We start from the raw sequence: 25,568 nt of genomic DNA, 5'->3' as shown, positions 1-25,568 counted from the left end.
CTTCCCGCTGTTACCCCGCAGAAAGGCGTGCTGTGCTGCGCACACATGACCTCGGATCCCTTCGTTCCGAGCACATTGGACAAACCGTAACCCTGGCTGGCTGGGTGGGCCGGCGTCGTGATCACGGTGGTGTGGCCTTCGTTGACCTGCGCGATGCTTCCGGCGTGGCCCAGGTGGTGGTCCGCGAAGAAGAAGTCTTCCACGGCCTGCGCAACGAGTACGTTCTGCAGATCACCGGCACCGTCTCGAAGCGGCCGGAGGGCAACGAGAACCCTGCGCTGGCCACCGGCGAGATCGAAGTCATGGCGGACAAGGTGGTCATCCTCAACACCTCCGAGCCGCTTCCGTTCCAGATCGACGAGCACGTTGAAGTGGGCGAGGAAGCACGCCTGAAGCACCGCTACCTGGACCTCCGCCGGCCCGGCCCCGCCCGCAACCTGCGGTTGCGTTCAGAGGCCAACCGTGTGGCCCGCGAGCTGCTGCACCAGGACGGCTTCGTGGAGGTTGAGACCCCTACTCTGACACGCTCGACGCCGGAAGGTGCCCGGGACTTCGTGGTCCCCGCCCGCCTGGCCCCGGGTTCCTGGTACGCCCTGCCGCAGTCCCCGCAGCTTTTCAAGCAACTCCTGCAGGTGGGCGGCTTCGAGAAGTACTACCAGATCGCACGCTGCTACCGCGATGAGGACTTCCGCGCGGACCGTCAGCCGGAATTCACCCAGCTGGACATCGAAGCCAGCTTCGTGGACCAGGACGACATCATTGCCCTCGGTGAAAACATCGTCAAGGCACTGTGGAAGCTGATTGACGTCGAGATCCCCACCCCCATCCAGCGCATCACCTACGCGGACGCCATGGCACGGTACGGCTCGGACAAGCCCGACCTCCGCTTCGGCGTGGAGCTCACCGAGCTGACCGAATTCTTCAAGGACACCAACTTCGGTGTCTTCAAGGCACCCTACGTCGGCGCCGTGGTGATGCCCGGCGGCGCCTCCCAGCCACGCCGCACCCTGGACGGCTGGCAGGAGTTCGCCAAGCAGCGCGGCCACAAGGGCTTGGCGTACGTCCTGTTCAAGGAAGACGGCGAGCTGGCAGGTCCCGTCGCCAAGAACCTCACGGAAACCGAACGTGCAGGCCTGGCGGACGCCGTGGGCGCCAAGCCCGGCGACTGCATCTTCTTCGCAGCCGGTGAGAAGTCTGCCGCCCGCGCCCTCCTCGGCGCTGCCCGCGTCGAAATCGGCCACCGCACCGGCCTGATCGACCCCAACGCCTGGGCCTTCTGCTGGGTCGTGGACGCGCCCATGTTCGAACCAGCAGCTGCAGCCGTTGCGTCAGGTGACGTGGCCGTCGGTGGTGGCAAGTGGACCGCCGTGCACCACGCCTTCACCTCGCCCAAGCCCGAGTTCCTGGACACGTTCGACCAGGACCCGGAGTCTGCCCTGTCCTACGCCTACGACATCGTCTGCAACGGCAACGAAATCGGCGGGGGTTCCATCCGTATCCACGAGCGCGATGTCCAGGAACGGGTCTTCGAACTGATGGGCCTCGACCGGGAAGATGCCCAGACGAAGTTTGGCTTCCTGCTGGAAGGCTTCAAGTACGGCGCCCCTCCGCACGGCGGCATCGCCTTCGGCTGGGACCGCGTGGTGGCACTGCTGGCAGGTGTTGAGTCCATCCGCGACGTTATCGCCTTCCCGAAGACCGGCAACGGCTACGACCCCCTCACTGCTGCCCCGGCACCCATCACGCCGCAGCAGCGCAAGGAAGCCGGCGTCGACTTCAAACCGGAAGCCAGGCCGGCAGAAGGCAAGTAAAGCCTCAACCCGTTTGGCCTGAAGGCTCTCCTGCAAGGGAGGGCCTTCAGGCTTAACTACAGAGGAGGAAACCCGTGTCCCCCATCCATGCGGGTCGACAAGCCTGCGCCTACGAGCCGCTGCTGGATTCTGCCTGGCCTTCCCTGGAGCGCCACGACACTGGGGAGTGGGTCCTCCGCGCTGCGGCCGGAGTTACCCAACGCGCTAATTCGGTGTGGCCGCGGAACAGTACCGGGAAGCCCGATGAGGCACTCCGCGAGGCGGTTCAGTGGTACCGGCAGCGGCGGCTGCCCCTGATCTTCCAGGTAACGGATACGGATGCCAACTCCGGCCTCAACGACTTCCTGGACGAACAGGGCTTCACGCGGCAGTCAGAGACCCTTATTTTGTCCTGGCCGGCAGGCACTGAACCCCTGCCCCCAGCATCTGCAAACGTTGAACTCCTGGACCAGCCCGACGACGAATGGCTGGCCCTGTGGTGGAGCGTGGACGGCCGCGGCGGCGCGGAGGAACTGGACATCGTGCGTGCCATCTTGACCGGGTGCCCCTCGGTGTACGCGTTGGTAAGGGACGACGACGGCGTCCCCGCCGCCGTCGGGCGCCTCGCCATGGTGCAGGGGACCGGTGGGATCTACTGCATGGCCACGTCTGCATCGCAGCGCAGGCGTGGTTACGCGTCAGCGGTGCTCCAGGCGCTGCTGTCCGAAGGCTCCGCCCGCGGCCTCGACGACTTTTGGTTGCTGGTTACGGCGGCCAATCAGGCAGCCCGGCAGCTGTACGGCAGCGCCGGATTTGAGGAGTCCGGCCGCTACCTTTACCGCCAGCAAAGACCCCGCCGGGCGCTGACCGGCTGCTGATCGGTTGCTGACCTGGCTGCCCTGCCAGGGCGGAGTCCCAGATGTGGATGCATGGTTGTGGATGACTATGGGCGCGGGTCGGTCACCTGGATCCGGACAGCGCATGCATCGGCGGCGGCCTTCCGCAGCACAGCGGCCTTAGGATCCGGGACGTCAAGGTAGGCCAGCCGGGGGAGCCCGGCGTAGCGGGCAAGGGCCGGGTGGTCCAGCACAAGACCCGCCAGTGCCCTGTCGCCGCCGGGAACCACATATTCGAATGACCCGCCGGTGAACACCCGGAGCGCCTGCTCAGCAACAGTTTCGACCAGCGCGTCCGCCTGGTTGGACCGGCGCCGCGCGAACCGCTGCTGCGACTGGCCGCCCGCGGCGGTCCTGGACTGCACATACGTCGAGCCCACCTTGGACGCCAGGGCCACGCCCTCATTCACGACCGCCACGCCGTACCCGCCACGCCGCACCAGGAGAAGGCCCAGCCTGCGCGGCTGGGACGCGAGGGATGAGAGCCTTTCAAGTTCGTCACGGCCGCGGCCCGGGCGGCCGTCCACCGGCCAGGGAGCCTGAAGGAGCGCTTCGGCGCCGTCGGCCGCCAGAAGGTGCAGCCCGTCGTCGTCATCTTTCAGCTGGTAGCCGTTGTGTGAAGCGCCGAACCTCTCCGCCCACCCAGGAAGGCGGCCGCCCGGAACATAAGCCGTACGGACGGAGGGCTTGCGCTCTCCTCCGGCGGCGGTATGTGCGGGCATGCGGCATCCTTCGCTGGGCGGCGGCTTCGGCGGGAAAGCCGAACGACTGGAAGTAGCCTATCTATGTGGATGATCTCTTCGGGCAAGGGCCCGGTAATGACGACGACGGCGACGATGTTGCGCCGACCGCCGGCCGGACTGCCGGGGGAGGAAGCAAAGCCTCCCCCCGCGGCCCCCTCGCCGTCAGGATGCGTCCCCGTACCCTGGACGAGGTAGTGGGCCAGCAGCATCTCCTCGGGCAGGGATCGCCCCTCCGCCAGCTGGCCGCCGGGGCCGGAGCGGACACATCCGGCCCCGCGGGGCCCACCTCGCTCATCCTCTGGGGCCCGCCGGGAACCGGCAAAACGACCCTCGCGCACGTGATTGCCCGCGGGCCGGGGAGGAAGTTCGTGGAACTCTCGGCCATTACCGCCGGCGTCAAGGACGTGCGGCGCGTCATGGACGAGGCGCTCACCGCCCGCGACCTCTACAAAACAACTACGGTCCTGTTCCTGGACGAGATCCACCGTTTCAACAAGGCGCAGCAGGATGCCCTGTTGCCGGGCGTGGAAAACCGTTGGGTGGTACTGGTCGCGGCAACCACGGAGAACCCTTCCTTCTCCGTGGTCTCACCGCTGCTGTCCCGCTCACTCCTGCTGACCCTTCGTCCGCTGACGGACGAGGATATTGAAGGACTCCTGCAGCGCGCTGTCAGTGATCCCCGCGGCCTGAACGGGAAGGTAAACCTCAGCGAGGAAGCGCTCGACCACCTGGTCAGGCTGTCCGGCGGGGACGCGCGCCGTGCCTTAACCGCTTTGGAGGCGGCCGCAGGCGTGGCGTTCGGAGACGCGGACGATGCCGGAGACGGGCCGGTCGCCGTCGACCTTCAGCACACCGAACGCGCGCTGGACGTTGCAGCCGTGCGCTATGACCGCGCAGGCGACCAGCACTACGACGTCATCAGCGCCTTTATCAAGTCCATCCGAGGGTCTGATGTGGACGCCGCGCTCCACTACCTGGCCCGGATGCTTGAAGCGGGGGAGGACCCGCGCTTCGTGGCCCGAAGGATCATGATCTCGGCCGCCGAGGATGTGGGGATGGCTGATCCCACCGCCCTGCAAACGGCAGTGGCCGCGGCGCAGGCGGTGCAGCTGATCGGAATGCCGGAGGGGCGGATCATCCTGGCCGAGGCCGTGGTGCACCTGGCCACGGCGCCGAAGTCCAACGCCGCGTACATGGGCATCAACAAGGCCACCGCAGACGTTCGGGCAGGGCTGGGCAACGGCATTCCGGCGCACCTGAGGGACGCACATTACCCGGGTTCCAAACAGCTGGGCCACGGCGTGGGCTACAAGTACGCCCACGACGCCCCGCACGGAGTGGCCGCCCAGCAGTACCCGCCTGACGACCTCGTGGGGAGGGACTACTACCAGCCCACCGCCAACGGCGCCGAACGGGACATCGCCGTTCGGCTGGAGCGGCTGCGGAAGATTGTCCGGGGCACGTGACCACCATGGTAGGATGGATGTTTGTCTGGCAAGGCGCGGACCCACAACCTCCCCAATTTTACGTTGAGAAGGTTGTGCCCTGCGCCCAGTAGCAAAAGGCAGCGGTTGGCCGATGCTCTCCATCGTGGAGGCCAGTAACACTGACACACCGCAGATATTGGAAGGACACAAGTGGCTAACAACACTCGTGCTCGCCGTCAGGCCCGCCTCTCGCGGTCCCTCGGCATCGCTCTGACCCCCAAGGCCGCCAAGTACATGGAGCGCCGCCCGTACGGCCCCGGTGAGCATGGCCGTGCCCGCAAGAAGCAGGACTCCGACTACGCCGTACGTCTGCGCGAAAAGCAGCGCCTGCGCGCCCAGTACGGTATCCGCGAAGCACAGATGACCCGTGCCTTCGAAGAGGCCCGCCGCACCAAGGGCCTGACCGGTGAAAACCTCATCGAACTGCTCGAAATGCGTCTTGACGCCCTGGTCCTGCGTGCCGGCTTCGCCCGCACCATCGCCCAGGCCCGCCAGCTGGTTGTGCACCGCCACATCCTGGTTGACGGCATCCGCGTTGACCGCCCGTCGTTCCGCGTCGGCGAGGGCCAGCTGGTCCACGTCCACAGCCGCAGCGAAACCATGGTTCCGCTCCAGGTTGCAGCAGCAGGCGCCCACCGCGACGTCCTGCCCACCGTTCCCGCTTACCTGGACGTCAAGCTGGAGGCCCTCCAGGCACGCCTGGTCCGCCGCCCCAAGCGCACCGAGATCCCGGTGACCTGCGAAGAGCAGCTCGTCGTCGAATTCTACGCACGCTAAATCCCAGCAGCGTATCCAAAGAAGCCCGTGGCAAGCGCCGCGGGCTTCTTTGTATGTAAGGTACTTGGGGGACATCTGCGGCAATGGGCTTCACGAAGCATCCGCCGATGGCATGAACCACAGAATTTCGAGGAGATGAAACGTCTATGTCTGGTGGCGATATTGCCGGCCTGATCGCTGCCGGAGTGTTTGCGCTCCTGGTGCTGCTGCTGGCAGTGCCCATCCTGAAGCTGGGCAAAGTCCTGGACGAGGTGCGTACGTCCATCAGGTCACTGAGCGACGGCGCCACGCCCCTGATGGACGAGGTCACCGCTACCGTGTCCACCACCAACCAGCAGCTGAAAAAGGTGGACGGCATCTCGTCCAACGTCTCGGATGCCTCGGCGAACCTGTCCGCTTTGTCCTCTTTGATTGCCGCGACCGTGGGCTCGCCGCTCATTAAGGTGGCAGCGTTCAGCTACGGCGTCCGCACCGCACTGGCCAACCGCAAGAAACCCGCTGCCGGCCGCCGCAGCCGCTGAACCCCGGAGAACCTGAAATGAAACGACTTGTCTGGATGGGAATCGGCGTGGCCATCGGTGTCATCGCCTTCCGTAAAGTGACTGAAGCGCAGGCCAGCATGCAGTCCACGCTCGGCCCCCAGGGCCTCAACCGGGCAGTGGGCCGGCTCACCGACGGCATCTACGACTTTGCCGACGCCCTCCGTGAGGGCATGCGCGAGCGGGAAACCGATCTCCGTGCCGCCCTCGGGGTGGACTCCGGGGAGCCCGCCCGGCGCTGACCCGGCAACCAACCAGGCAGCGGGTCCGGCCGCAGCACTTTAGAACCAACCGGCAGCAACGGTCCCCACGGAACTGCCAAGTGAACGAACTTCCGCGCATCGGCGTGGACCAAGAAGGGTAAGTAAACAGCTCATGAAGTCGCAGGAGATCACAAAGCGCTGGGTGGACTTTTTTGTCAGCAAGGGCCACACGGCGGTTCCCTCCGCATCGCTGGTCTCCAGCGACCCCTCGCTGCTGTTCACGGTTGCCGGCATGGTTCCGTTCATTCCCTACCTCACAGCCCGCGAGGAACCGCCCTACTCCCGCGCCACCAGCGTGCAGAAATGCATCCGCACCGGCGACATCGAGGAAGTGGGCAAAACCGCACGGCACGGCACCTTCTTCCAGATGTGCGGCAACTTCTCCTTCGGCGACTACTTCAAGGAAGACGCCATCAGGTTCGCCTGGGAACTGCTCACCAAGAGTGTTGACGACGGCGGCTACGGCCTCGCGCCGGAACTGCTGTGGGTGACCGTCTACGAAGAGGACGACGAAGCCAAGGACCTCTGGCTGAAGAACACCGGCGTTCCCGCCGAACGCATCCAGAAGATGGGCAAGTCGGACAACTACTGGCACACTGGCCAGCCGGGGCCGGCCGGTCCCTGCTCCGAGATCTACTACGACCGCGGCCCCGCTTACGGTGTTGAGGGCGGGCCGCTGGCGGACGAGACCCGGTACATCGAAATCTGGAACCTCGTGTTTATGCAGTACCAGATCGAGAACGTCCGTTCGAAGGAAGACTTCGATGTTGTGGGCGAGCTGCCCAAGCGCAACATCGACACCGGCCTGGGCATGGAGCGCCTCGCCATGATCCTGCAGGGTGTCGAGAACATGTACGAGACGGACCAGGTCCGTCCCGTCATCGACAGGGCGGCCGCGCTCTCCGGCAGGGAATACACATCCGCCGAGACTCCGGACGATCCCCACCACACTGACGATGTGCGCATGCGCGTGGTGGCCGACCACATCCGCTCGGCCCTGATGCTGATTTCCGACGGCGTGACCCCCTCCAACGAGGGCCGCGGCTACGTCCTGCGCCGGCTCATCCGCCGTGCCGTGCGTTCCATGCGGCTCCTGGGCGTCGAGCAGGCCTGCCTGCCGGAGCTGCTGCCCGCCTCCCGGGACGCCATGAAGGGCGTCTACCCCGTGGTCGAAACCGACTTCGCCCGGATCAGCCGGATTGCCTATGCCGAAGAGAAGGCCTTCCTGCGCACCATCGCCTCCGGCACTGCCCGCCTCGAGGACGCCGTCAAGGAATCCAAGGCCGCCAACAAGCCGCTGTCCGGCGCCGACGCTTTCACCCTCCACGACACCTACGGGTTCCCGATCGACCTCACGCTGGAAATGGCTGAGGAAGCCGGGCTCAAGGTGGATGAGGCTGCCTTCCGCAGCCTGATGCAGGAGCAGCGCCAGCGCGCCCAGGCCGACGCCAAGGGCAAGAAGGGCGGCCATGCGGACCTCAGCGCGTTCCAGGAACTGCTCGGCCAGGGCGAGACGGTCTTCACCGGGTACACGGAGCTCGACGGCGAATCGCGCGTCCGCGGCATCCTCACCGGAGGACGGCCGGTACAGCAGGCCTCCACGGGGGACGAGATCGAACTGGTGCTCGCCGAGACCCCGTTCTATGCAGAAGCCGGCGGCCAGGCGGCTGATACCGGGCTGATCACCGGTGACGGTTTCGTCGTCGAGGTCCTCGACGTGCAGCGCCCGCTGAAGGGCCTGAGCGTGCACAAGGCGATTGTCCGGGAAGGCGAGATCGGCGCCGACTCACTGGTCCGGGCCGCCGTCGACCGCGAACGCCGCCATGCCGCCGAGCAGGCGCATACCGGCACGCACATCGTGCACGCGGCGCTGCACCAGATCCTCGGGCCGGAAGCCACCCAGCGCGGGTCCTTCAACAAGGCCGGCTACCTGCGCTTCGACTTCGCCTGGGGCGAGGGCCTGAGCACGGCAACCCGCTCCGAAATCGAAGAGGTCTCCAACCTCGCCATCCGCAACAACTTCTCCGTGGAAACCAAGGTGATGGGACTTGCCGAGGCCAAGGCCCTGGGCGCCATGGCCCTCTTCGGCGAGAACTACGGCAGCGAAGTGCGTGTTGTGGAAATCGACGGCGCGTGGTCCCGTGAGCTCTGCGGCGGTACGCATGTGGCCAACACCTCACTGATCGGCAGCCTCTCCCTGCTGGGCGAACAGTCCGTTGGCTCCGGAAACCGCCGCGTGGAGGCTTTCGTCGGCATGGACGCCTTCCGCCACCTTGCCGCCGAGCGCGCCCTCGTGAATGAACTGACGGACATGCTCAAGGTTCCGTCCGGCCAGCTGGCCGACAGGATCGCTGCCACCCTGGCCAAGCTCAAGGCCACGGAGAAGGAGCTGGACCGCCTCCGCAAGGAACAGCTGGCGGCTTCGGCGGCCCAGCTGGTCAACAGCGCCAAGGATGCCTCGGGCGTCAGCGTCATCGCGCATGATGCCGGCCAGATCAGCGGCGCGGACGACCTCCGCGGCCTCGCGCTGGACCTCCGGAACCGCCTGGGCTCGGCTGCGGCAACCGTGGCCGTGGCCGGCGTTGCCAACGACCGCCCGATGATCCTGGTAGCCACGAACGACGCTGCACGGGACGCCGGGGTCAAGGCAGGCGCCCTGGTCCGGCTCGCCGCAGGCATCCTCGGCGGCGGCGGGGGCGGCAAGGACGACGTCGCCCAGGGCGGCGGAACCGACGCCACCAAGGTAGCCCCCGCACTGGCAGCCGTCGCGGACGCCATCGCGCGGCGATAAGGCACCGATGACCAATCCAACAGCGGCCGGCGGCAGCCCCCAAGGCGTCAAACTGGGGATCGACGTCGGCACCGTCCGGGTGGGTGTGGCCATCTGCGACCGTGACTCAATCCTGGCTACTCCCTACAAAACGCTGGACCGGAACCCGAAAAAGAACTCCGATATCCGGGTCATCGCCAACCTGGTGCAGGAACTTGGTGCAGTGCAGGTCATCGTTGGCCTGCCCCGCACCATGAAGGGTGAAGAGCACGCCTCTGCGAGGATGGCCACGGACTACGCCGGGCTGTTGGCGGCAGAGCTGGCAGCGCGGGCTCTGGCCGTCCCGGTGAACCTGGTGGATGAGCGCCTGAGCAGCGTCACGGCGCACCGGAACCTCCATGAAGCTGGCATGAGCAGCAGGAACCACCGTAAAGTAGTTGATCAGGTCGCGGCGGCAGGCATCCTTCAGCACGCCCTCGACATGCAGAAAGCCAGGGGAACGGATGTCGGCCGACGCGTAACCGCGCCCTCCCCTTCCGTGGATCCGGGGGCCAACGAGGTGGATAACTCTGTCCGCGTCGCCCCGGAGGCCACGCACCGATCTCCAGATAATGGAAGGCAACAGTGAGCCCTGCCAACATTGACGACGCTTCCGGCCCCTTGGACGCCGGGGCAGCGAGGCCGCTGACCCGCAAGGAAATCCGGGCGCGGGAGAAGACCTCGAACACCGGGCTTCAGGGCACCGTCCCTGAGCAGGCGTACGAACAGGCGTACGAAACAGGACACGACGTGCCGCCCGTACCCGCCGAGCCGCCGGCCGCGGTGGCCCCTCCGGCTCGCGAAGAGCCCGCCTCGGCTCCTCCGGTCCCCGAAGAGCAGCCCGTTCCGGCCGCTCCGGCAGCACCGCCGTCCATCCAGGATGTCCATCAGGATGAGCCGCAGTCCGCTCCGCATTCCTTTGAGCAGCCGGTGGAAGCCGACGTACATCACCACACCCACGCGTCGGATGCGCCTGCTACCCAGCTTCATGAGGCGATTCCTCACGAGGACGTCCACGCTTCCTACGAGCCGGCCCTGGCCGGGCACCAGCACGCAGCGGACATGCACTACGACGGCGGCGTCCACTATGCAGAGGGTCACGGCCACCACGAGGGCCTGCCTCATGACGAGACCCTTCATCACGACGGGCATTACGGCCAGGGGCACTACGAGAATGCGCACTATGACGACGGGCACGACGACGGGCACCACGAGTTCCTGCCCGGCCCTGCGGCCGCAACGGTAGTGGCCAAGCCGTCCAAAAAGGTCCGTCGGCGCCGCAGGCTGCTGGCGCTGTTTCTGACCCTTGCAGTTTTTGTCACTGCAGTCGCGGTTGGCGCACAGTTCCTCAAGCCCCTGCTGGGCAATGACAAGCCCAGCGATTTCCCGGGCCCCGGAACGGGGGAAGTTGTGGTGACCGTCCAAAATGGCGAAGGCACGCGAGCGGTGGCCAGCGCCCTGGAAAGCCAACACGTGGTCGCGAACGCCGATACCTTCCTGCAGGCGTTCACCGCCTCCGGGGGGACGCTCGCCCCGGGCGACTACACCTTCAAAACCGAGATGAAGAACAGCGACGCCGTGAACGTGCTGCTCGGCAAAGACAAGACCAAGGTCATCTACTTTGCCCTCAGTGCCGGGCTCCGTATTGGCGAGTCACTCCAGGCCATCTCGGAAGGATCCGGAGTCTCCATCCAGGACCTGAAGGCCCTCAGCGACCAGCCGGCCGAGTTCGGACTGCCCGCCAGCGCAAAGAACCTGGAAGGGTTCCTGGCGCCGGGGGAGCACCGCTACCCGCTCGGCACGTCCGCGAAGGACATCCTTCAGTCTCTGGTGAAAACCACCGTTGACGAGCTTGTCTCGCAGGGCATTACCGATCCGGCCAAACAGTACGAAGCCGTGGTTGTCGCCAGCATCGTCCAGGCAGAGGGCGGCCAGGCGGACTACGGCGACGTGGCCGGTGCCATCTACAACCGGCTGAAGCCCAATGACCAGACCGGCGGGTTCCTGCAGGTGGACTCGGCCGTGACCTATGGCCTTGGCACCAGGAGCTTCAACTTCACGGACGAGCAGCGTCAGGACAAGTCGAACCCTTACAACACCTATGCCAACCCCGGCCTGCCCCCTGGCCCCATCGGTTCGCCGGGCAAAACGGCCATCGATGCTGCCGCCAGGCCGAAGGCCAACGATTACCTGTACTGGGTGACCGTCAACCTCGACACCAAGGAGACGAAGTTCTCCCGCACCCTGGCGGAGCACAACGGCTACGTTGAGCAGTACAACGCCTGGTGCACGGCAAACGTCGGCCGCTGCACATGAGTCTTCGGGCAGCCGTCCTGGGCCACCCGATCAGCCACTCCAAATCGCCGGCGCTGCATCACGCGGCGTACAGCAGGCTGGGCGTCGGCATCAGCTACACGGCCATTGACGTCACCGAGGAACTGTTGCCGTCGCTGATGCGCCAGGTCCGGGACCAGCCGGGCTGGCGCGGACTGTCCGTCACCATGCCCTTGAAGGCGGCCATGGTGGCTCAGGTGGATGAGGTCCGCGGCGTGGCCCGGACCCTGGGTGTTGTGAACACGGTGTCCTTCGAACAGCACGGGAGCGGCTTCCGGACCGTCGGATCCAATACGGATGTTGCCGGAATCGTAAACGCGGTCCGGCACGCGGGCGCCCGCACACCGGAAGCACCCGTGGTCCTCGGTGCGGGCGGAACGGCGGCAGCCGCCGTGGCGGCCCTGAAGGAACTCGGCGCGGGTTCGGCCCGCATCTTCGTGCGCGATCCTGCACGCGCCGCGGATGTCCGTAACGCTGCGGACAGCCTTGGCATCGTCGTGGACGTGCAGCCCATGACGGAAGCCGCGGCACCCACGGCTGCTGCCGACGTCGTCATCTCCACCCTGCCGCCGCGCGCTGCCGACGGGCTGGCCGCCGAAATCGCCGCCCTGAAGACCCCCACGCCCGGTGTTTTACTGGATGTGGCCTACGATCCCTGGCCCAGCCTGATCGCGTCCGTCTGGCAGGCCGGCGGCGGCGCCGTAGTGCCCGGTCTTGAAATGTTGCTGTACCAGGCCGTGGAACAGGTCCGCCTGTTCAGCCGGCTCGAAGAGGAAGTTAACGCATCCGTCATAGATGTGATGTGTGACGCAGTCGGCCTTCCCCGACGGGCGTTGTAACCGCCATACGTGGCAGGATGGAAAATATGTTGCGTTGGTTGACTGCCGGTGAATCCCATGGTCCGGCTCTGATGGGAATTATTGAAGGCGTCCCCGCCGGTGTGGAAATCACCAGCGGGCACATTGCCGATTCACTGGCCCGCCGGCGCCTGGGCTACGGACGCGGCGCACGCATGAAGTTCGAACAGGACGTGGTGACCATCCTGGGCGGCGTGCGGCACGGAATCACGCAGGGCGGTCCCGTGGCCATCCAGGTAGGCAACACCGAATGGCCCAAATGGGAGCAGATCATGTCTTCCGATCCCGTTGACGCTGAAATACTCGCCGACCAGGCCCGCAACGCGCCCCTGACGCGGCCCCGCCCCGGCCATGCCGACTTCACCGGGATGCAGAAATACGGGTTCGACGAAGCCCGCCCCGTCCTGGAACGCGCCAGCGCCCGCGAAACCGCCACCCGCGTGGCCCTCGGCACCGTTGCGGCCCGTTTCCTGAAGCATCTCGGGATAGAACTCGTCAGCCACACAGTGTCCATCGCCAGTGTCACTGTTCCTGAGGGACGCCCGCTGCCAGTACCGGCCAATGTGCTGGCCCTGGACGCTGACCCGCTGCGCTGCTTCGACCGCGAAACCTCCGACGCTATGGTGGCCGAGGTAGATGCAGCCCATAAGGAGGGCGAAACCCTGGGCGGCGTTGTTGAGGTCCTCGCCTACGGACTCCCGCCGGGACTGGGAAGCTATGTCCACTGGGACCGCAGGCTTGACGGCAGGCTGGCCGCCGCCCTGATGGGCATCCAGGCGATCAAGGGCGTGGAAGTCGGCGACGGATTCCTCACCGCCGCACGCCGCGGCTCCGCGGCCCATGACGAAATCGTCAAGGACGCCGACGGCCGCATCATCCGCACCAGCAACCGGGCCGGCGGCATTGAGGGCGGCATGAGCATCGGTGACGTGCTCCGTGTCCGCGCAGCCATGAAGCCCATCGCCACTGTGCCCCGCGCCCTGAAGACCATCGACGTCAGCACCGGCGAGGCTGCCAAGGCCCACCACCAGCGCTCCGACGTCTGTGCCGTACCAGCCGCCGGCGTTGTGGCTGAAGCCATGGTGGCGCTGGTCCTGGCGGAGGCTGTCAGCGAAAAGTTCGGCGGCGACTCCGTGGCGGAAACCGCACGGAACATCAAGGGTTACCTGGACAACATCCCGGCGTCCCTGGACTCGATCGGCCAGTAAGTGCCGCACCGCAACAACACCCTTTCCGCGGGCCGTCCGGTGGTTCTCATCGGGCCCATGGCCGTCGGCAAATCCGCCATCGGTCACCAGCTCGCCCAGCAGCTCGGTGCCCCGTTCGTGGACACCGACGCCGTCATCGTCGCTGCCCACGGATCCATCGCAGATATCTTCGCCGGCCGTGGCGAGCATGCTTTCCGCGAGATTGAGGCGCGGACAGTCGCCGACGTGGTCGAAGCCGCAGAAGGCACCACCACCGTCATCTCCCTGGGCGGCGGCGCGGTGCTCGATTCCGGTACGCAGCAGCTGATTGGCCGCTGCACCGTGGTGTACCTCGAGTGCGACGCTGACACCGTTGCCGGCCGCATCGCCCGGAACTCGGTGCGGCCGCTGCTCGCAGGGGACGCGATGGGCCGCTGGAAAGCCATGTTCGCCACCCGCAAGCCGGTTTACGAGCGGCTGGCTGATATTACCCTGGACGTGCGCCACGGCTCGGTTTCCGAGCTGGGACGCCGACTGGAAGCAGCACTGCGGGACTACGCAGCTGCCAAACAGGAAGTTGAAAAGTGAGCGCCGAATCAACAGTCATCAAGGTCACCGGCGAATCCGCCGCCAACAACTACGACGTGGTGGTGGGGCGGGGACTGCTCGGAGACCTTCCCGGCCTGCTCGGTGAGCGGGTCCGGCGGGTCCTGGTCATCCATCCCCGCGCCCTCCGGCTCACCGGCGACACCGTCCGTGACGAGCTTGCCGCGGCCGGATTCACCTCGCTGACGGCGGAGATTCCCGACGCCGAAGAAGGCAAGCACATCCAGGTGGCCGCCTTCTGCTGGCAGGTCCTGGGGCAGAACGATTTCACCCGCTCCGACGCGATTGTCGCCGTCGGGGGAGGAGCCGTCACCGACCTTGCCGGCTTCGTTGCCGCCACCTGGCTCCGCGGCGTCAAAGTCATCCACATGCCTACCAGCCTGCTTGGCATGGTGGACGCCTCCGTGGGCGGGAAAACCGGCATCAACACTGCCGAAGGCAAGAACCTGGTGGGGGCCTTCCACCCGCCGGCCGCCGTCCTGGCAGACCTGGATACGCTGAACACCCTGCCCCGGAATGAGATCATCTCGGGAATGGCGGAAGTCATCAAGTGCGGATTCATCGCCGACCCCGCCATCCTCGACCTTGTTGAGAAGGACCCCGAAGCCGTGGCGGACCCGCAGTCGGATGCCCTCCGCGAGCTCATCGAGCGGGCCATTGCCGTGAAGGCGAAGGTTGTCTCGGAGGACCTCAAAGAGTCGGGCCTCCGCGAGATCCTGAACTACGGCCACACGCTGGGCCACGCCATCGAACTGGTGGAGCGGTACTCCTGGCGCCACGGGGCCGCTGTTTCCGTGGGCATGATGTTCGCCGCCGAGCTTGCCCGCAGCGTGGGGCGGCTCAACGATGCCGACGCCGACCGGCACCGCAGCATCCTGGACGGGCTGGGGCTTCCGGTCACCTACCGGAAGGACCGTTGGCAGGGCCTGCTCGACGGCATGCGGCGGGACAAGAAGTCCCGCGGCGACCTGCTGCGTTTCGTTGTCCTTGACGGCGTGGCCAAGCCGGGGATCCTGGATGTCCCGGACACGTCGCTGCTGTTCGCCGCCTACCAGGAAATTGCTTCCTGATGCAGGGCGACATGGAAGGCACCACGGACTGGCCCGAGGCCGGGTTCCCGGGTATCCGCATCAACCCCGAATCACTGCTGCCGGAAATCGTGAACGAGGACGCGTGCCGGGAAGCTCTGGCGGTCTCCAGCGACCCGGCAGACCACATCTTTGTCCTGCTGGTCGAAGGGCACGCCGCTGAAGCTGCCGAACTGCTGGCCGAAGCGCGCTTCAAGGATCCCGAATCGTTCAAACTGCGGGCGTTCGAAGCCGAAGTGCTCCGGGTTTCCAACCGCCTGGACCGGGCCGTGGAGCTGTTCCGGCAGCTGCTCGTCGAAGTACAGGGGACACCCCGTGAGGCACTGGTCCTGCAGTTCCTGGGCAAGACCCAATACACGGCCGGGCAGACCTCGGCCGCCGTTGAGTCCTTTGCCCGTGCCCTGGATTTGCGGGTGGCCGAATCTGCTGATGCCGCCCTGATTTACTCCTCCACCGTGGCCCTCCAGCGCGCCCGGGACGTGCTGGACCTGGCCTGCTGACGCCCTCCGGCGGACACCATACCCGGGGCACCCCCGATTTACCGGTAGAATGGTACTTGAATTTTTTCGAGACCCGATTTTTGACAAACACGCGCTGGCGAGCCGATTGGCGTGCCCGCCCGGCATACAACGTCTGACAACGTGACCCAGACAAAGAAACCAGAGGAAACCAGTGGCAACCACTAACGACATCAAGAACGGAACGGTCCTGAAGCTTGAGGGCCAGCTCTGGAACATTATCGAATTCCAGCACGTCAAGCCGGGCAAGGGTGGCGCCTTCGTGCGGACCAAAATGCGCAACGTGATGTCCGGCAAGGTCGTGGACAAGACGTTCAACGCCGGGCTCAAGATCGAGACCGCCACCGTGGACCGCCGCGACTACCAGTACCTCTACCAGGACGGCGCGGACTTCGTGTTCATGGACACCTCCGACTACGACCAGATCACGGTCTCCGGTGCGACCGTTGGCGACGCCACCAACTTCATGCTTGAGAACCAGATGGTCAACATCGCCATCCACGAGGGCAACCCGCTCTACATCGAGCTGCCGCCGAGCGTTGTCCTCGAAATCACCTACACCGAGCCCGGCCTGCAGGGCGACCGCTCCTCCGCCGGCACCAAGCCCGCAACCCTGGAAACCGGCTACGAGATCCAGGTCCCGCTGTTCATCGAGAACAACACCAAAGTCAAGGTAGACACCCGCGACGGCAGCTACCTTGGCCGGGTCAGCGAGTAGTGAGCGCCCGCGGTAAAGCCCGAAACAGGGCCCTGGATGTCCTTTTCGAAGCCGAGCAGCGCTCGGTTTCGGCTTTCGACGTGCTTCGTGCGCGCCGGGAGAAGACAGACCAGATCATCAACCCCTACACCCTGGAAATCGTTGAAGGCGTGCTGTCCCAGCAGGCTGCGATCGACGAATTCCTCGAAACCTACTCGCAGGGCTGGAGTCTTGAGCGGATGCCGTCGGTGGACCGCATCATCCTGCGGATAGGTACCTGGGAGCTCCTGTACAACGACGACGTCCCGGACGGCGTGGCGGTGAGTGAAGCGGTGGCGCTGGCCAAGACGCTCTCCACCGACGAGTCGCCGCAATTCATTAACGGCCTGCTCGGCCGGCTGCAGCAGCTGAAGCCTTCCCTGCTGGCATAGTCCCAGGACAGCGACATCAAGGAGCCCTGGCCGGGTCAGCCCGGCCGGGGCTTTTTTGTGCCATCGCCGTTTGCGTCAGCGCCGTTTATGTCATCGCCGGTCAACTGCAGATCCGGGCAACCCTATAGGATTTAACCATGCAGAAAGCCTCCGGCAGCACTGATGCCACTCCACCGGACCAGGTGGCTTCCCGCCGTTCCGGCCGCGCTGTAAACCGCCAGGTGCTGGCTGATCACGTTTACACCGAGCTCCTGGCGTCCCTCATGGATGGCCGTCTGGCGCCGGGGTCGGTAGTCAGCATCGACGGAACTGCCAGGGACCTCGACGTTTCACCGACGCCGGTCCGCGAAGCGCTTGCCCGGCTGGAGCACACCGGAATGGTCCGCCGGGTGGCGCTCAAAGGCTACCGGGTGGCCCCGGTCTTCACCCGTGAGGACTTTGCCGAACTGATGGAGGCAAGGCTGGCCATCGAGCCGGTCAACGCCCGGCTTGCCTGCGAACGCATGGACAAAGGAGGCCTGGCGGAGCTGAAAAAGGCCGTTCGGGACTTGAAGTCCGCTCCGCGGGGACCGGCCTTCGCCGACTTCAAAGACTATCTGGAGGCCGACGAGCGGTTTCACCAGCTCATTGCGCGGCAGACCGGAAACCAGTTCATGGAAGCCGCGTATTCGGCTCTCGGCGGCCAGGTCCAGCGGTTCCGGCTTTTCGGGGGAGTAGGCATCACTGACGCGGAATGCGCCATAGCCGAGCATGAAGCCGTCCTGAAGGCTATCTCCGCCGGTGATCCCGGTGAAGCAGAAGCAGCCATGGCGGCGCACATTCAACAAGTGCGGTCGAGGGCGATCGCCGCCGCCCCGGAAAGTTGAACCGGCCTCAAGCCTGAACCCGGAAATCGAAAAACCACCCCGCACGGCTGGCGCTCCTCTCCGACACCCTCCTCTAACAACGTGATCTTGACAACATTTCCTCGATAGTAAATCCTATAGGAAAGACGATCCACGAAATGAGCAGACACTTGAGCTATACAGCAGACAACTGGCCGATCACAGCAGCGTTGCTGCAGTTCCCCTCTACCGACGCCGCCGGAGTGCACGTCAATGAGGCAGAACCTTCCGTATGGGCCGAAGTGCTGACTGAGGTAAAAGAAGCGGGGTTCGCGAACGCGGACCTCACTGACAGTTGGGTCCGTCCGGGCGACCTCGGCAAGGATCGCCTTGCCGAGTTCAAGCAGACAGCCGAAGAGGTGGGCATCGGCACACCGGTCATCTCTGCAATCCGCCGCAGCGTCATCGAGGAAGGCAACTGGGAAGCCAATCTTGCCTACAGCCACCGCACCATCGATGCTGCTGCGGAACTGGGCTGCGAGGTTGTGTCATTCGGACTCCACCAGGCCATCACGCCCGAGCAGCAAAAGCAGCTGTGGTTCTGGACGGTCGAAGGTCACAAGGATCCGGTGGGGGACAAGGAAGCGTGGAACAATGCAGTCTCCCGCCTCCGCGAGCTTGGCCGGCACGCCGCAGAGGTAGGCATCCTCCTCTCGCTCGAAATGTACGAAGACACCTACCTTGGCACCGCGGATGCATCTGTGCGGCTGGTCCAGGACATCGGGCTGGCCAACGTTGGACTCAACCCCGATCTCGGCAACCTGATCCGGCTCCACCGGCCCATCGAGGACTGGCGCGAGATGGTGGCGAAGACCCTGCCCTACTCCAACTACTGGCATATGAAGAACTACATCCGGGACGAGGACGTGGCCCGCGACGTGTACGTCACGATGCCGGCTCCGATGGAAAACGGCCTCATCAACTACCGTGAGGCCTTCAAGCTTGCCCTCTCCGTTGGCTTCCAGGGCATCCTCTGCACCGAGCACTACGGCGGGGACGGCCTCAGCGTGACCGCCAGCAACCAGGAATACCTGCGCCGCCATGTGCTCCCGAAGACGGACGGCTACGCACTTGGCCGGAGCCAGGTGGCCCAGGGGCGGCAGCAGCCGTCCACCCCTGAACTCAGCACCGTCTGACTGCAGCCGGGCGCTGGAACCCGGATACCGCTCCACCACCAAGGATTCAATGAGGAACCATGACCCAGATCTTTGACAACCCCGCCAACTTTGCGGATGAAGCACTCGACGGCTTTGTGGCAGCCAACCGGGGATATGTAGCCCGGGTGGACGGCGGAGTGGTCCGCTCCACCGAAGTTCCGGCCGGCCAGGTGGCCCTGGTGGTAGGCGGCGGTTCCGGACATTACCCCGCCTTCTCCGGCCTGGTGGGCCCCGGCCTTGCCACCGCTGCGGCCTGCGGCAACATGTTCGCCTCGCCCGCGGCCGGACAGGTCTACCGCGTGGCCAAGGCGGCGAACGCCGGTGGCGGGGTGCTGCTCAGCTACGGCAACTACGCCGGCGATGTCCTGCACTTCGGCCAGGCCCAGCTCCGGCTCAACGCCGAGGGCATCGAAACCCGCACGGTCACCGTGACCGACGACATTGCCAGCGCACCCATCGACCAGCTCGAGAAACGGCGCGGCATCGCCGGGGACCTGACGGTTTTCAAGGTCGCCGGTGCTGCCGCGGAAGCAGGCCTGAACCTTGACGACGTCGAGCGGCTGGCCATCAAGACCAACCACCGCACGCGTTCACTCGGCGTGGCGTTTGACGGCTGCACGCTTCCCGGCGCCAGCGATCCGCTGTTCCACGTCCCGTCCGGCCAGATGTCGCTGGGCCTGGGCATCCACGGCGAGCCCGGAATCTCCGAGCACCCCATGCCCACCGCCTCAGAGCTCGCCGAACTCCTGGTCTCGAAGCTCCTCAACGACAAACCGGAAGACGCCGGCGACCGCGTAGTGGCAATCGTCAACGGCTTGGGGACAGTGAAGTACGACGAGCTGTTCCTGCTCTTCGGAAAGATCGAAAAGCTCCTCACCGCCGCCGGCCTGACTGTGGTTGAACCGGAGTGCGGCGAGCTGGTCACCAGCCTGGACATGTCCGGGCTGTCCCTCACCCTGCTCTGGCTGGACGGGGAACTCGAACAGTACTGGGCCGCTCCCGCCGACACGGCGGCTTTCCGCAAGGGGAGCATGACGCCGCGGGCACCCCGCGCCAAGGCGGAGATCGACGACGCCGAAACGGCCGATGTCGAACAGCCCGCCCCCGCAGCGGCGGAGCTCGGCCGGCAAGCCGTGGGGGTCCTCGCCCAGGTGCGGGACGTCGTCGTCGAGCATGAAGAGGAACTCGGCAAGCTGGACGCAATCGCAGGGGATGGTGACCACGGCATCGGAATGCGGCGCGGTGTGGAGGCCGCGGCCGCAGCGGCCGAAGCTGCGTCCGGTTCATCGGTGGCCCGGATCCTGGCCGTTGCCGGGGAGGCCTGGAGTGAACGCGCTGGTGGTACCTCCGGCGCACTCTGGGGCTCCGCCGTCATCGCAACCGGCCATGCACTCGGCAATAAGGAAAGCTACAACGCCTCCGACGCGGCCGCCGCGGTGAAGGCCTTCGCCGGCGCAATCACCGAACTCGGCAAGGCCGACGCCGGGGACAAAACGATGGTGGACGCACTGCTTCCGTTCCGGGACGCATTCCTGGCAGAGCTCAAGGGCGGAGCTCCCGTCGACAGGGCCTTGGCGGCAGCCGCCGCGGCAGCTGAGTCCGCGGCATCCCGGACGGCCGGGCTGCGGCCCCTGAAGGGCAGGGCGCGCCCGCTGGCGGAAAAGAGCCTCGGCCACCCCGATCCCGGTGCTGTCTCCTTCGGACTGATCGCCGCCCGGATCTCGCACTACATCGATTTACAACTGACCGCCGATTCAGACCTGGCCGCTGCGGCCGGAAACGGAGTCCCAGCATGACCACAAACGAAGGCTGGCGCATCGTCGTCGGCAACGACGAAGCCGGTGTTGAATACAAAGATGCGTTGAAGGCGCTGCTGGAGGCAGATGGGCGCGTGGCGTCCGTCCTGGACGTCGGCGTCGGTGCGAACGACACGACCGCGTACCCGCATGTCGCCGTCGATGCTGCCCGGAAAGTGGCCGAGGGCGAGGCGGACCGTGCCCTGCTGATCTGCGGCACCGGTCTGGGCGTCGCCATCGCCGCCAACAAGGTGCCCGGCATTCGTGCTGTCACCGCCCACGACGGATACTCCGTTGAGCGCTCCGTCCTGAGCAACAACGCCCAGGTCCTCACCATGGGCCAGCGCGTCATCGGCCTTGAACTGGCCAAGAAACTGGTGGGCGAATGGCTTGACTACCGTTTCGACGAAACCTCAGCCTCCGCCGCCAAGGTGGACGCCATCTGCTCCTACGAACCCGATTACACAAAGGCAGTCTGAACATGAGCGAAACAACAAGCACCCCCGCCGCAGCGGATGCAAACAGCGGCCGCAGGATCGCCGTCGTCGGGTCCGGCTACATGGGCGGCGGGATCGCCCAGGTCCTGGCCCTCGGCGGGGCACGAGTGGCACTCGCAGACGTGTCGGCCGAGGTGGCACAAAGCAACTATGAACGACTCCTCGCGGAATCGGACCAGTTTGTTGCCGACGGCCTTTTCCCGGAGGGTTCCACCGAAATCCTGAAGCAGAACCTGTGGGCCGCCAAGGACATCGAGGAGGCCGTGGCGGACGCGGATTTCATCGAGGAAGCCGTCCCCGAAGTCATCGCCATCAAGCACCAGACCCTGGCCCGCATCAGCGCCGCCGCCAGGCCGGACGCCATCATCGGCTCCAACACCTCCACCATCTCCATCGCCGAACTGTCCGAGCCGGTGACAAACCCGGAACGGTTCCTGGGCGTGCACTTCTCCAACCCGTCACCGTTCATCCCCGGCGTGGAAATCATCCCGCACGCCGGGACCTCGGCAGCTACTGTCGGCATCGTACGCGACCTGGTCCATGCCGCGGGCAAGCAGACAGCTGTAGTCAAGGACGTCACCGGCTTCGTGCTCAACCGCCTGCAGTACGCGCTGTTCCACGAAGCCGCGCAGCTGGTGGAGCAGGGCATCGCGACGGCGGATGACGTGGACACCCTGGTCCGCACCACCTTCGGCTTCCGGTTGCCCTTCTTCGGACCGTTCGCGATTGCGGACATGGCCGGGCTGGACGTGTACAACTTCTGCTACAAGTCCCTGCAGACCGACTTCCCCGAGCGCTTCGCAACGCCGAAGATCCTCACCGACCTGGTGGAGGCCGGAAAACTCGGCACCAAGACCGGAGCGGGTTTCCTCAACGTCCCGGCAGAGCGCACACCCGAGCTGATCGCCTACCGCAACAAGGCCTATGTCGCCATGCAAAAGCTCATTGAAGACCTCGGCCCCGCGCCCATCAGCTAGCACCTTCCATCTTTCCCCAGGAGCAACCATGAGCAGTTTTCCCGCACAGCGCACCGCCATTGTTACCGGTGCAGTTTCCGAGCGCGGCATCGGCCGCGCTACCGCCAACTACCTGGCCGCCCAGGGCTGGAACATCGGCATCATCGACCTCGATGACGCTGCCTGTCAGCTCGCGGCCAAGGAGATCGCCGCCGAGTACGGCGCCCAGGCTCACGGCGCTGGTGCAAACGTCGCCAGCGAGGCGGAGGTACGGGCCGCCATCGACGAGCTGGAAGCTGCGCTGCCCCAGATCGTGGCCCTGGCCAACGTTGCCGGTGTCAGTTCCCCCGTTCCCTACCTGGAACTGGACGCGGCCGAATGGGACCGCGTTCTGAACATCAACCTCAACGGCGTCCACTACGCCACCCGCCGGGTGGCCGAGTCCATGGTGAAGAACCGGATCGGGCGGATCGTCAACATCTCCTCCGTCTCAGCCCAGCGCGGCGGCGGCACGTACTCCAAAACGCCTTACTCCGTGGCGAAGGCCGGCGTCATCGGCCTGACCCGCTCCACGGCCAGGGAACTGGGGGAGTACGACATCACCGTCAACGCCATCTCCCCCGGCCCGATCGACACGGACATCATGGGCGGCACCCTCAGCCAGGAACGCAAGGACGAACTGACGAAGGACCTCGTGGTCAACCGGGTCGGGTCCACGCGGGACATCGCAGCAGCCATCGCCTTCCTCATCAGCGAGGACGCCGGATACATCTCCGGCCAGACGCTGAATGTGGACGGCGGACTGTACATGCATTAAGGAAGGCCAGCCTTGGCACAGAACAGCAACCGGCCGGCGCGGCTCTCACCCGCGCGGCCCCCGTCAGCAATACCAGCCCAAACCACCGGGTCCTGGAGCCGGGCACGCCGGATCTACCTCGCCGTAGGCATCGTTGCCTGCATTGCGGGAGCCATGATGATCGCGCTTGCGCTCTAGAAACCCAGCACCCCATGCATCTGATGTACTCAAAGAGGAGTTTTTGATGTCCCTATCCGCAACATCCACCAAGGAGCTTCTGGACTCGCCGGTCCTGAAATCGGCGATTTCCAAGGCTTCCCGCCGGCTTATGCCCATGCTGGTGATCCTTTATGTGGTCGCCTTCCTGGACCGCACCAACGTGGGCTTCTCCGAAGCGGCCCTTGGGGTCGACAAAGGTATTAGCGCCGGAGCCTTCGCCCTCGGCGCCGGAATCTTCTTCATCGGCTACGCCCTGTTCGAAATTCCGAGCAACCTGCTCCTGACCAAGTTCGGGGCGAAGGTGTGGCTCGCCCGCATCGCCATCACCTGGGGCATCGTGTCCGCCTGCTTCGCGTTTGTCCAGGGCGAGACATCGTTCATCATCCTGCGGTTCCTGCTGGGCGTCACCGAGGCAGGGCTGTTCCCGGGCGTCATCATGTTCCTGGCGGCGTGGTTTCCCAACAAGGTCCGTGTGAAGATGTTCGCCATTTTCTACCTGGCCCAGCCCTTCTCCCAAATGATGGGCGCACCGCTGTCCGGCTGGCTGATCAACATCGGCGACCAGGTGCCCGGAGTCCAGGGCTGGCAGGTTATGTTCTTCGTCGAGGGCATGCTCGCAGTGGTGGCCGGCATCGCCGCATACTTCTTCCTGATCAACAGCCCGCAGGACGCCAAGTTCCTGAACAAGGACGAAAAGGGCGCGCTCCTGGAAGTCATGGCGCTGGAGGACACGGTGAAGGAAGAGACCGGCCCCCGCGGCGTCCTTGCGGCCATGAGGAACGGCAAGGTCTGGTACTTCACCATCATCTACTTCTGCCTGCAGATCGCCGTTTACGGTGTCACGTTCTACCTGCCGCAGCAGGTGGCGCAGCTGACCGGCCAAAAGGTGGGCCTCGCCGTCGGCCTGATGGCAGCCATCCCGTGGTTCTTCGGCATCTTTGCTTGCTACTTCATCGGCAAGGCCGCCAACACCCTGGTCCGCCGCCGGGTCTGGGGCACCGGGCTCTTCATCTCCACGGGCCTCTGCATCTTCGGTTCGGCCTGGGCCGGCACCAACCACCTCCCGGCGCTCGGCATCATGTTCATCACCCTGGCCGTGTGCAGCTTCCTCTCCATCGGCCCCATCGCGTGGTCCTACCCCACGGCGTTCCTCACGGGCACGGCCGCAGCTGCAGGCATCGGCCTGATCAACTCGCTCGGAAACCTCGGCGGCTTTGTTGCGCCCATCCTGCGCACCAGCGTCAACGGGATCGCGGCTGACTCAACCGGCTCCGCAGGCGTCTTTGCCCTGGGCGTGCTGCCATTCCTGGCCGCCATCATGATGTACGCCACCAAGCGGTTCCGCAACAAGGCGGACGACCTGCTCGACACCAAATGAGCGCCTCCCGTGCCTGAAGGCAGTCCCGGAAGGGTACCGGCCCTGACCAACACCGTGTACGTCGGGGTCAGCACCAAGATGTACCTCGGTTACCGGGACAGCCTGGACTGGCTGGAGCGGCTGCGGCACGAAGTGGACACCCGTCCGGCCCTCGCGGCCGGGCGGGTTGTCCCGTTTGTCATCCCGTCGTTCCCCGTCCTGCCCGCTGCGGCACAGCTCCTTTCCGGCTCGCCGGTGTTGCTGGGCGCCCAAAACTGCGGTTGGGCTGACGGTCCCTGGACAGGGGAGGTATCACCTTCCCTCCTGGCAGAGCTCGGAGTAAGCCTCGTAGAAATCGGGCACGCCGAACGGCGCCGGCATTTCGGCGAAGACAGCACGGTGATCGCACGCAAGGTCCTGGCAGCAGATGCCGCAGGGATGACTCCACTGCTGTGCGTCGGTGAGGAAACCTGCGGTGACATGACAGAAGCCGGCGCAGCAGCGGCAGCCGGTTTCGTCCACCAGCAAATCAAGGACGCGGTAGGCGGTGACTGGAAGGCGGCATCCCGGCTCATCATCGCTTACGAGCCCGTCTGGGCCATTGGGGCAGCAGAACCGGCCAGCGCCGACTACGTGTCCGCGGTAGTGCGTTCGCTCCGCGTGCTGCTTGGCGCCAATGAAGCGGAGGCGGGAGTAACGCTGCAAAGCCTGCCGGTCATTTATGGCGGCTCGGCAAAACCAGGACTCCTGCCCACGCTGGCCGGTGTTTCGGGGCTCTTCCTGGGCAGGTTTGCCCACGATGCCGCAAACTTCGGAAAAGTGCTGGATGAGGCACTATTGCTGTCAACGGAGAGTGCCGTCCGCCGGTAGCCGGCCGGTGCGGG

The 25,568-nt window shown here is 65.6% G+C and carries 26 protein-coding genes; 25 read left to right on the top strand and 1 reads right to left on the bottom strand.

From position 1 onward, the window contains the following. Positions 1 to 32: 32 nt before the first annotated feature. Positions 33 to 1,811: an aspartate--tRNA ligase gene (aspS, locus tag QFZ36_RS02965; protein WP_306633798.1), complete on the top strand. Its 1,779-nt coding sequence runs from the start codon at positions 33 to 35 to the stop codon at positions 1,809 to 1,811. Between the two features lie 74 nt (positions 1,812 to 1,885). Further along, a complete protein-coding gene (locus tag QFZ36_RS02960; RefSeq protein WP_306633797.1) occupies positions 1,886 to 2,668 on the top strand; it encodes a GNAT family N-acetyltransferase in 783 nt (260 codons plus the stop codon). A gap of 65 nt (positions 2,669 to 2,733) precedes the next feature. Here the strand turns inward: QFZ36_RS02960 and QFZ36_RS02955 are convergent, their stop codons facing one another. Beyond that, positions 2,734 to 3,408 (bottom strand): acVLRF1 family peptidyl-tRNA hydrolase, encoded by a 675-nt coding sequence (locus QFZ36_RS02955; RefSeq protein WP_306633795.1) that lies wholly within the window; start codon positions 3,406 to 3,408, stop codon positions 2,734 to 2,736. 65 nt (positions 3,409 to 3,473) lie between these two features. Here QFZ36_RS02955 and QFZ36_RS02950 point away from each other — a divergent pair, with 65 nt between their 5' ends. The 23 genes from QFZ36_RS02950 (at position 3,474) to QFZ36_RS02840 (ending at position 25,554) form a co-directional block, all read left to right on the top strand. Further along, positions 3,474 to 4,895: a replication-associated recombination protein A gene (locus QFZ36_RS02950; RefSeq protein WP_306633793.1), complete on the top strand. Its 1,422-nt coding sequence runs from the start codon at positions 3,474 to 3,476 to the stop codon at positions 4,893 to 4,895. Between the two features lie 171 nt (positions 4,896 to 5,066). Beyond that, positions 5,067 to 5,693, top strand: coding sequence for a 30S ribosomal protein S4 (rpsD, locus tag QFZ36_RS02945; protein ID WP_306633790.1), 627 nt, complete (start codon positions 5,067 to 5,069; stop codon positions 5,691 to 5,693). 146 nt (positions 5,694 to 5,839) lie between these two features. After that, entirely contained in the window at positions 5,840 to 6,214 is a 375-nt protein-coding gene (locus tag QFZ36_RS02940; RefSeq protein WP_306633788.1) for a DUF948 domain-containing protein, read from the top strand. A gap of 17 nt (positions 6,215 to 6,231) precedes the next feature. Continuing rightward, complete coding sequence (locus QFZ36_RS02935; RefSeq protein WP_306633787.1) at positions 6,232 to 6,474, top strand: hypothetical protein; 243 nt, start codon at positions 6,232 to 6,234, stop codon at positions 6,472 to 6,474. Positions 6,475 to 6,607: 133 nt separating this feature from the next. Then, positions 6,608 to 9,286, top strand: coding sequence for an alanine--tRNA ligase (gene alaS, locus QFZ36_RS02930; protein ID WP_306633786.1), 2,679 nt, complete (start codon positions 6,608 to 6,610; stop codon positions 9,284 to 9,286). Positions 9,287 to 9,293: 7 nt separating this feature from the next. Beyond that, complete coding sequence (ruvX, locus tag QFZ36_RS02925) at positions 9,294 to 9,893, top strand: Holliday junction resolvase RuvX (protein WP_306633784.1); 600 nt, start codon at positions 9,294 to 9,296, stop codon at positions 9,891 to 9,893. Then, positions 9,890 to 11,620 (top strand): endolytic transglycosylase MltG, encoded by a 1,731-nt coding sequence (mltG, locus tag QFZ36_RS02920; RefSeq protein WP_306633782.1) that lies wholly within the window; start codon positions 9,890 to 9,892, stop codon positions 11,618 to 11,620. Before ruvX ends, mltG begins: the two co-directional genes overlap by 4 nt. After that, the gene (locus QFZ36_RS02915) at positions 11,617 to 12,477 is read left to right on the top strand and encodes a shikimate dehydrogenase (protein ID WP_306633780.1); all 861 of its coding nucleotides are present in this window, start codon (positions 11,617 to 11,619) and stop codon (positions 12,475 to 12,477) included. The genes mltG and QFZ36_RS02915 overlap by 4 nt, the downstream gene beginning before the upstream one ends. A gap of 26 nt (positions 12,478 to 12,503) precedes the next feature. Further along, positions 12,504 to 13,703, top strand: a complete 1,200-nt coding sequence (aroC, locus tag QFZ36_RS02910) for a chorismate synthase (protein ID WP_306633778.1) — start codon at positions 12,504 to 12,506, stop codon at positions 13,701 to 13,703. Then, entirely contained in the window at positions 13,704 to 14,270 is a 567-nt protein-coding gene (locus QFZ36_RS02905) for a shikimate kinase (RefSeq protein WP_306633776.1), read from the top strand. It begins immediately after the preceding gene. Next, a complete protein-coding gene (gene aroB / locus QFZ36_RS02900) occupies positions 14,267 to 15,358 on the top strand; it encodes a 3-dehydroquinate synthase (RefSeq protein ID WP_306633774.1) in 1,092 nt (363 codons plus the stop codon). The genes QFZ36_RS02905 and aroB overlap by 4 nt, the downstream gene beginning before the upstream one ends. Further along, entirely contained in the window at positions 15,358 to 15,876 is a 519-nt protein-coding gene (locus tag QFZ36_RS02895; RefSeq protein ID WP_306633771.1) for a tetratricopeptide repeat protein, read from the top strand. The genes aroB and QFZ36_RS02895 overlap by 1 nt, the downstream gene beginning before the upstream one ends. A 172-nt stretch (positions 15,877 to 16,048) precedes the next feature. Then, positions 16,049 to 16,612 (top strand): elongation factor P, encoded by a 564-nt coding sequence (gene efp / locus QFZ36_RS02890; protein WP_142037103.1) that lies wholly within the window; start codon positions 16,049 to 16,051, stop codon positions 16,610 to 16,612. Further along, positions 16,612 to 17,022, top strand: a complete 411-nt coding sequence (gene nusB / locus QFZ36_RS02885) for a transcription antitermination factor NusB (protein WP_079596206.1) — start codon at positions 16,612 to 16,614, stop codon at positions 17,020 to 17,022. Before efp ends, nusB begins: the two co-directional genes overlap by 1 nt. Positions 17,023 to 17,159: 137 nt before the next feature. After that, the gene (locus QFZ36_RS02880) at positions 17,160 to 17,888 is read left to right on the top strand and encodes a GntR family transcriptional regulator (RefSeq protein WP_306633764.1); all 729 of its coding nucleotides are present in this window, start codon (positions 17,160 to 17,162) and stop codon (positions 17,886 to 17,888) included. Between the two features lie 149 nt (positions 17,889 to 18,037). After that, the gene (locus tag QFZ36_RS02875; protein ID WP_306639063.1) at positions 18,038 to 19,042 is read left to right on the top strand and encodes a sugar phosphate isomerase/epimerase family protein; all 1,005 of its coding nucleotides are present in this window, start codon (positions 18,038 to 18,040) and stop codon (positions 19,040 to 19,042) included. 59 nt (positions 19,043 to 19,101) lie between these two features. After that, positions 19,102 to 20,859, top strand: coding sequence for a dihydroxyacetone kinase subunit DhaL (dhaL, locus tag QFZ36_RS02870; protein ID WP_306633761.1), 1,758 nt, complete (start codon positions 19,102 to 19,104; stop codon positions 20,857 to 20,859). Beyond that, positions 20,856 to 21,338 carry a ribose-5-phosphate isomerase gene (locus tag QFZ36_RS02865; RefSeq protein WP_306633759.1) on the top strand — a complete coding sequence of 161 codons (483 nt, stop codon included), beginning with the start codon at positions 20,856 to 20,858 and terminating at the stop codon, positions 21,336 to 21,338. The genes dhaL and QFZ36_RS02865 overlap by 4 nt, the downstream gene beginning before the upstream one ends. Before the next feature lie 2 nt (positions 21,339 to 21,340). Further along, the gene (locus QFZ36_RS02860) at positions 21,341 to 22,333 is read left to right on the top strand and encodes a 3-hydroxyacyl-CoA dehydrogenase family protein (protein WP_306633758.1); all 993 of its coding nucleotides are present in this window, start codon (positions 21,341 to 21,343) and stop codon (positions 22,331 to 22,333) included. A 28-nt stretch (positions 22,334 to 22,361) separates the two neighbouring features. After that, positions 22,362 to 23,129 (top strand): SDR family NAD(P)-dependent oxidoreductase, encoded by a 768-nt coding sequence (locus tag QFZ36_RS02855; protein ID WP_306633757.1) that lies wholly within the window; start codon positions 22,362 to 22,364, stop codon positions 23,127 to 23,129. Between the two features lie 12 nt (positions 23,130 to 23,141). Then, positions 23,142 to 23,306 carry a hypothetical protein gene (locus QFZ36_RS02850; RefSeq protein WP_306633755.1) on the top strand — a complete coding sequence of 55 codons (165 nt, stop codon included), beginning with the start codon at positions 23,142 to 23,144 and terminating at the stop codon, positions 23,304 to 23,306. Between the two features lie 46 nt (positions 23,307 to 23,352). Next, complete coding sequence (locus QFZ36_RS02845) at positions 23,353 to 24,705, top strand: MFS transporter (RefSeq protein WP_306633754.1); 1,353 nt, start codon at positions 23,353 to 23,355, stop codon at positions 24,703 to 24,705. A gap of 9 nt (positions 24,706 to 24,714) precedes the next feature. Beyond that, positions 24,715 to 25,554: a triose-phosphate isomerase family protein gene (locus tag QFZ36_RS02840; RefSeq protein WP_306633753.1), complete on the top strand. Its 840-nt coding sequence runs from the start codon at positions 24,715 to 24,717 to the stop codon at positions 25,552 to 25,554. The last annotated feature ends 14 nt before the right edge of the window (positions 25,555 to 25,568 follow it).

It is taken from the genome of Pseudarthrobacter siccitolerans (assembly GCF_030823375.1).
Classification (GTDB): Bacteria; Actinomycetota; Actinomycetes; order Actinomycetales; family Micrococcaceae; genus Arthrobacter; species Arthrobacter siccitolerans_A.
This window is presented reverse-complemented; position numbering and strand designations above follow the sequence as displayed.

What these genes read in the sequence shown, in the direction of transcription:
- QFZ36_RS02955 (WP_306633795.1), bottom strand. Translation starts at nt 3,408, where the DNA reads ATGCCCGCACATACCGCCGCCGGAGGAGAGCGCAAGCCCTCCGTCCGT.
- QFZ36_RS02940 (WP_306633788.1), top strand. Translation starts at nt 5,840, where the DNA reads ATGTCTGGTGGCGATATTGCCGGCCTGATCGCTGCCGGAGTGTTTGCG.
- QFZ36_RS02935 (WP_306633787.1), top strand. Translation starts at nt 6,232, where the DNA reads ATGAAACGACTTGTCTGGATGGGAATCGGCGTGGCCATCGGTGTCATC.
- alaS (WP_306633786.1), top strand. Translation starts at nt 6,608, where the DNA reads ATGAAGTCGCAGGAGATCACAAAGCGCTGGGTGGACTTTTTTGTCAGC.
- ruvX (WP_306633784.1), top strand. Translation starts at nt 9,294, where the DNA reads ATGACCAATCCAACAGCGGCCGGCGGCAGCCCCCAAGGCGTCAAACTG.
- QFZ36_RS02915 (WP_306633780.1), top strand. Translation starts at nt 11,617, where the DNA reads ATGAGTCTTCGGGCAGCCGTCCTGGGCCACCCGATCAGCCACTCCAAA.
- aroC (WP_306633778.1), top strand. Translation starts at nt 12,504, where the DNA reads ATGTTGCGTTGGTTGACTGCCGGTGAATCCCATGGTCCGGCTCTGATG.
- QFZ36_RS02895 (WP_306633771.1), top strand. Translation starts at nt 15,358, where the DNA reads ATGCAGGGCGACATGGAAGGCACCACGGACTGGCCCGAGGCCGGGTTC.
- QFZ36_RS02880 (WP_306633764.1), top strand. Translation starts at nt 17,160, where the DNA reads ATGCAGAAAGCCTCCGGCAGCACTGATGCCACTCCACCGGACCAGGTG.
- dhaL (WP_306633761.1), top strand. Translation starts at nt 19,102, where the DNA reads ATGACCCAGATCTTTGACAACCCCGCCAACTTTGCGGATGAAGCACTC.
- QFZ36_RS02865 (WP_306633759.1), top strand. Translation starts at nt 20,856, where the DNA reads ATGACCACAAACGAAGGCTGGCGCATCGTCGTCGGCAACGACGAAGCC.
- QFZ36_RS02860 (WP_306633758.1), top strand. Translation starts at nt 21,341, where the DNA reads ATGAGCGAAACAACAAGCACCCCCGCCGCAGCGGATGCAAACAGCGGC.
- QFZ36_RS02855 (WP_306633757.1), top strand. Translation starts at nt 22,362, where the DNA reads ATGAGCAGTTTTCCCGCACAGCGCACCGCCATTGTTACCGGTGCAGTT.
- QFZ36_RS02845 (WP_306633754.1), top strand. Translation starts at nt 23,353, where the DNA reads ATGTCCCTATCCGCAACATCCACCAAGGAGCTTCTGGACTCGCCGGTC.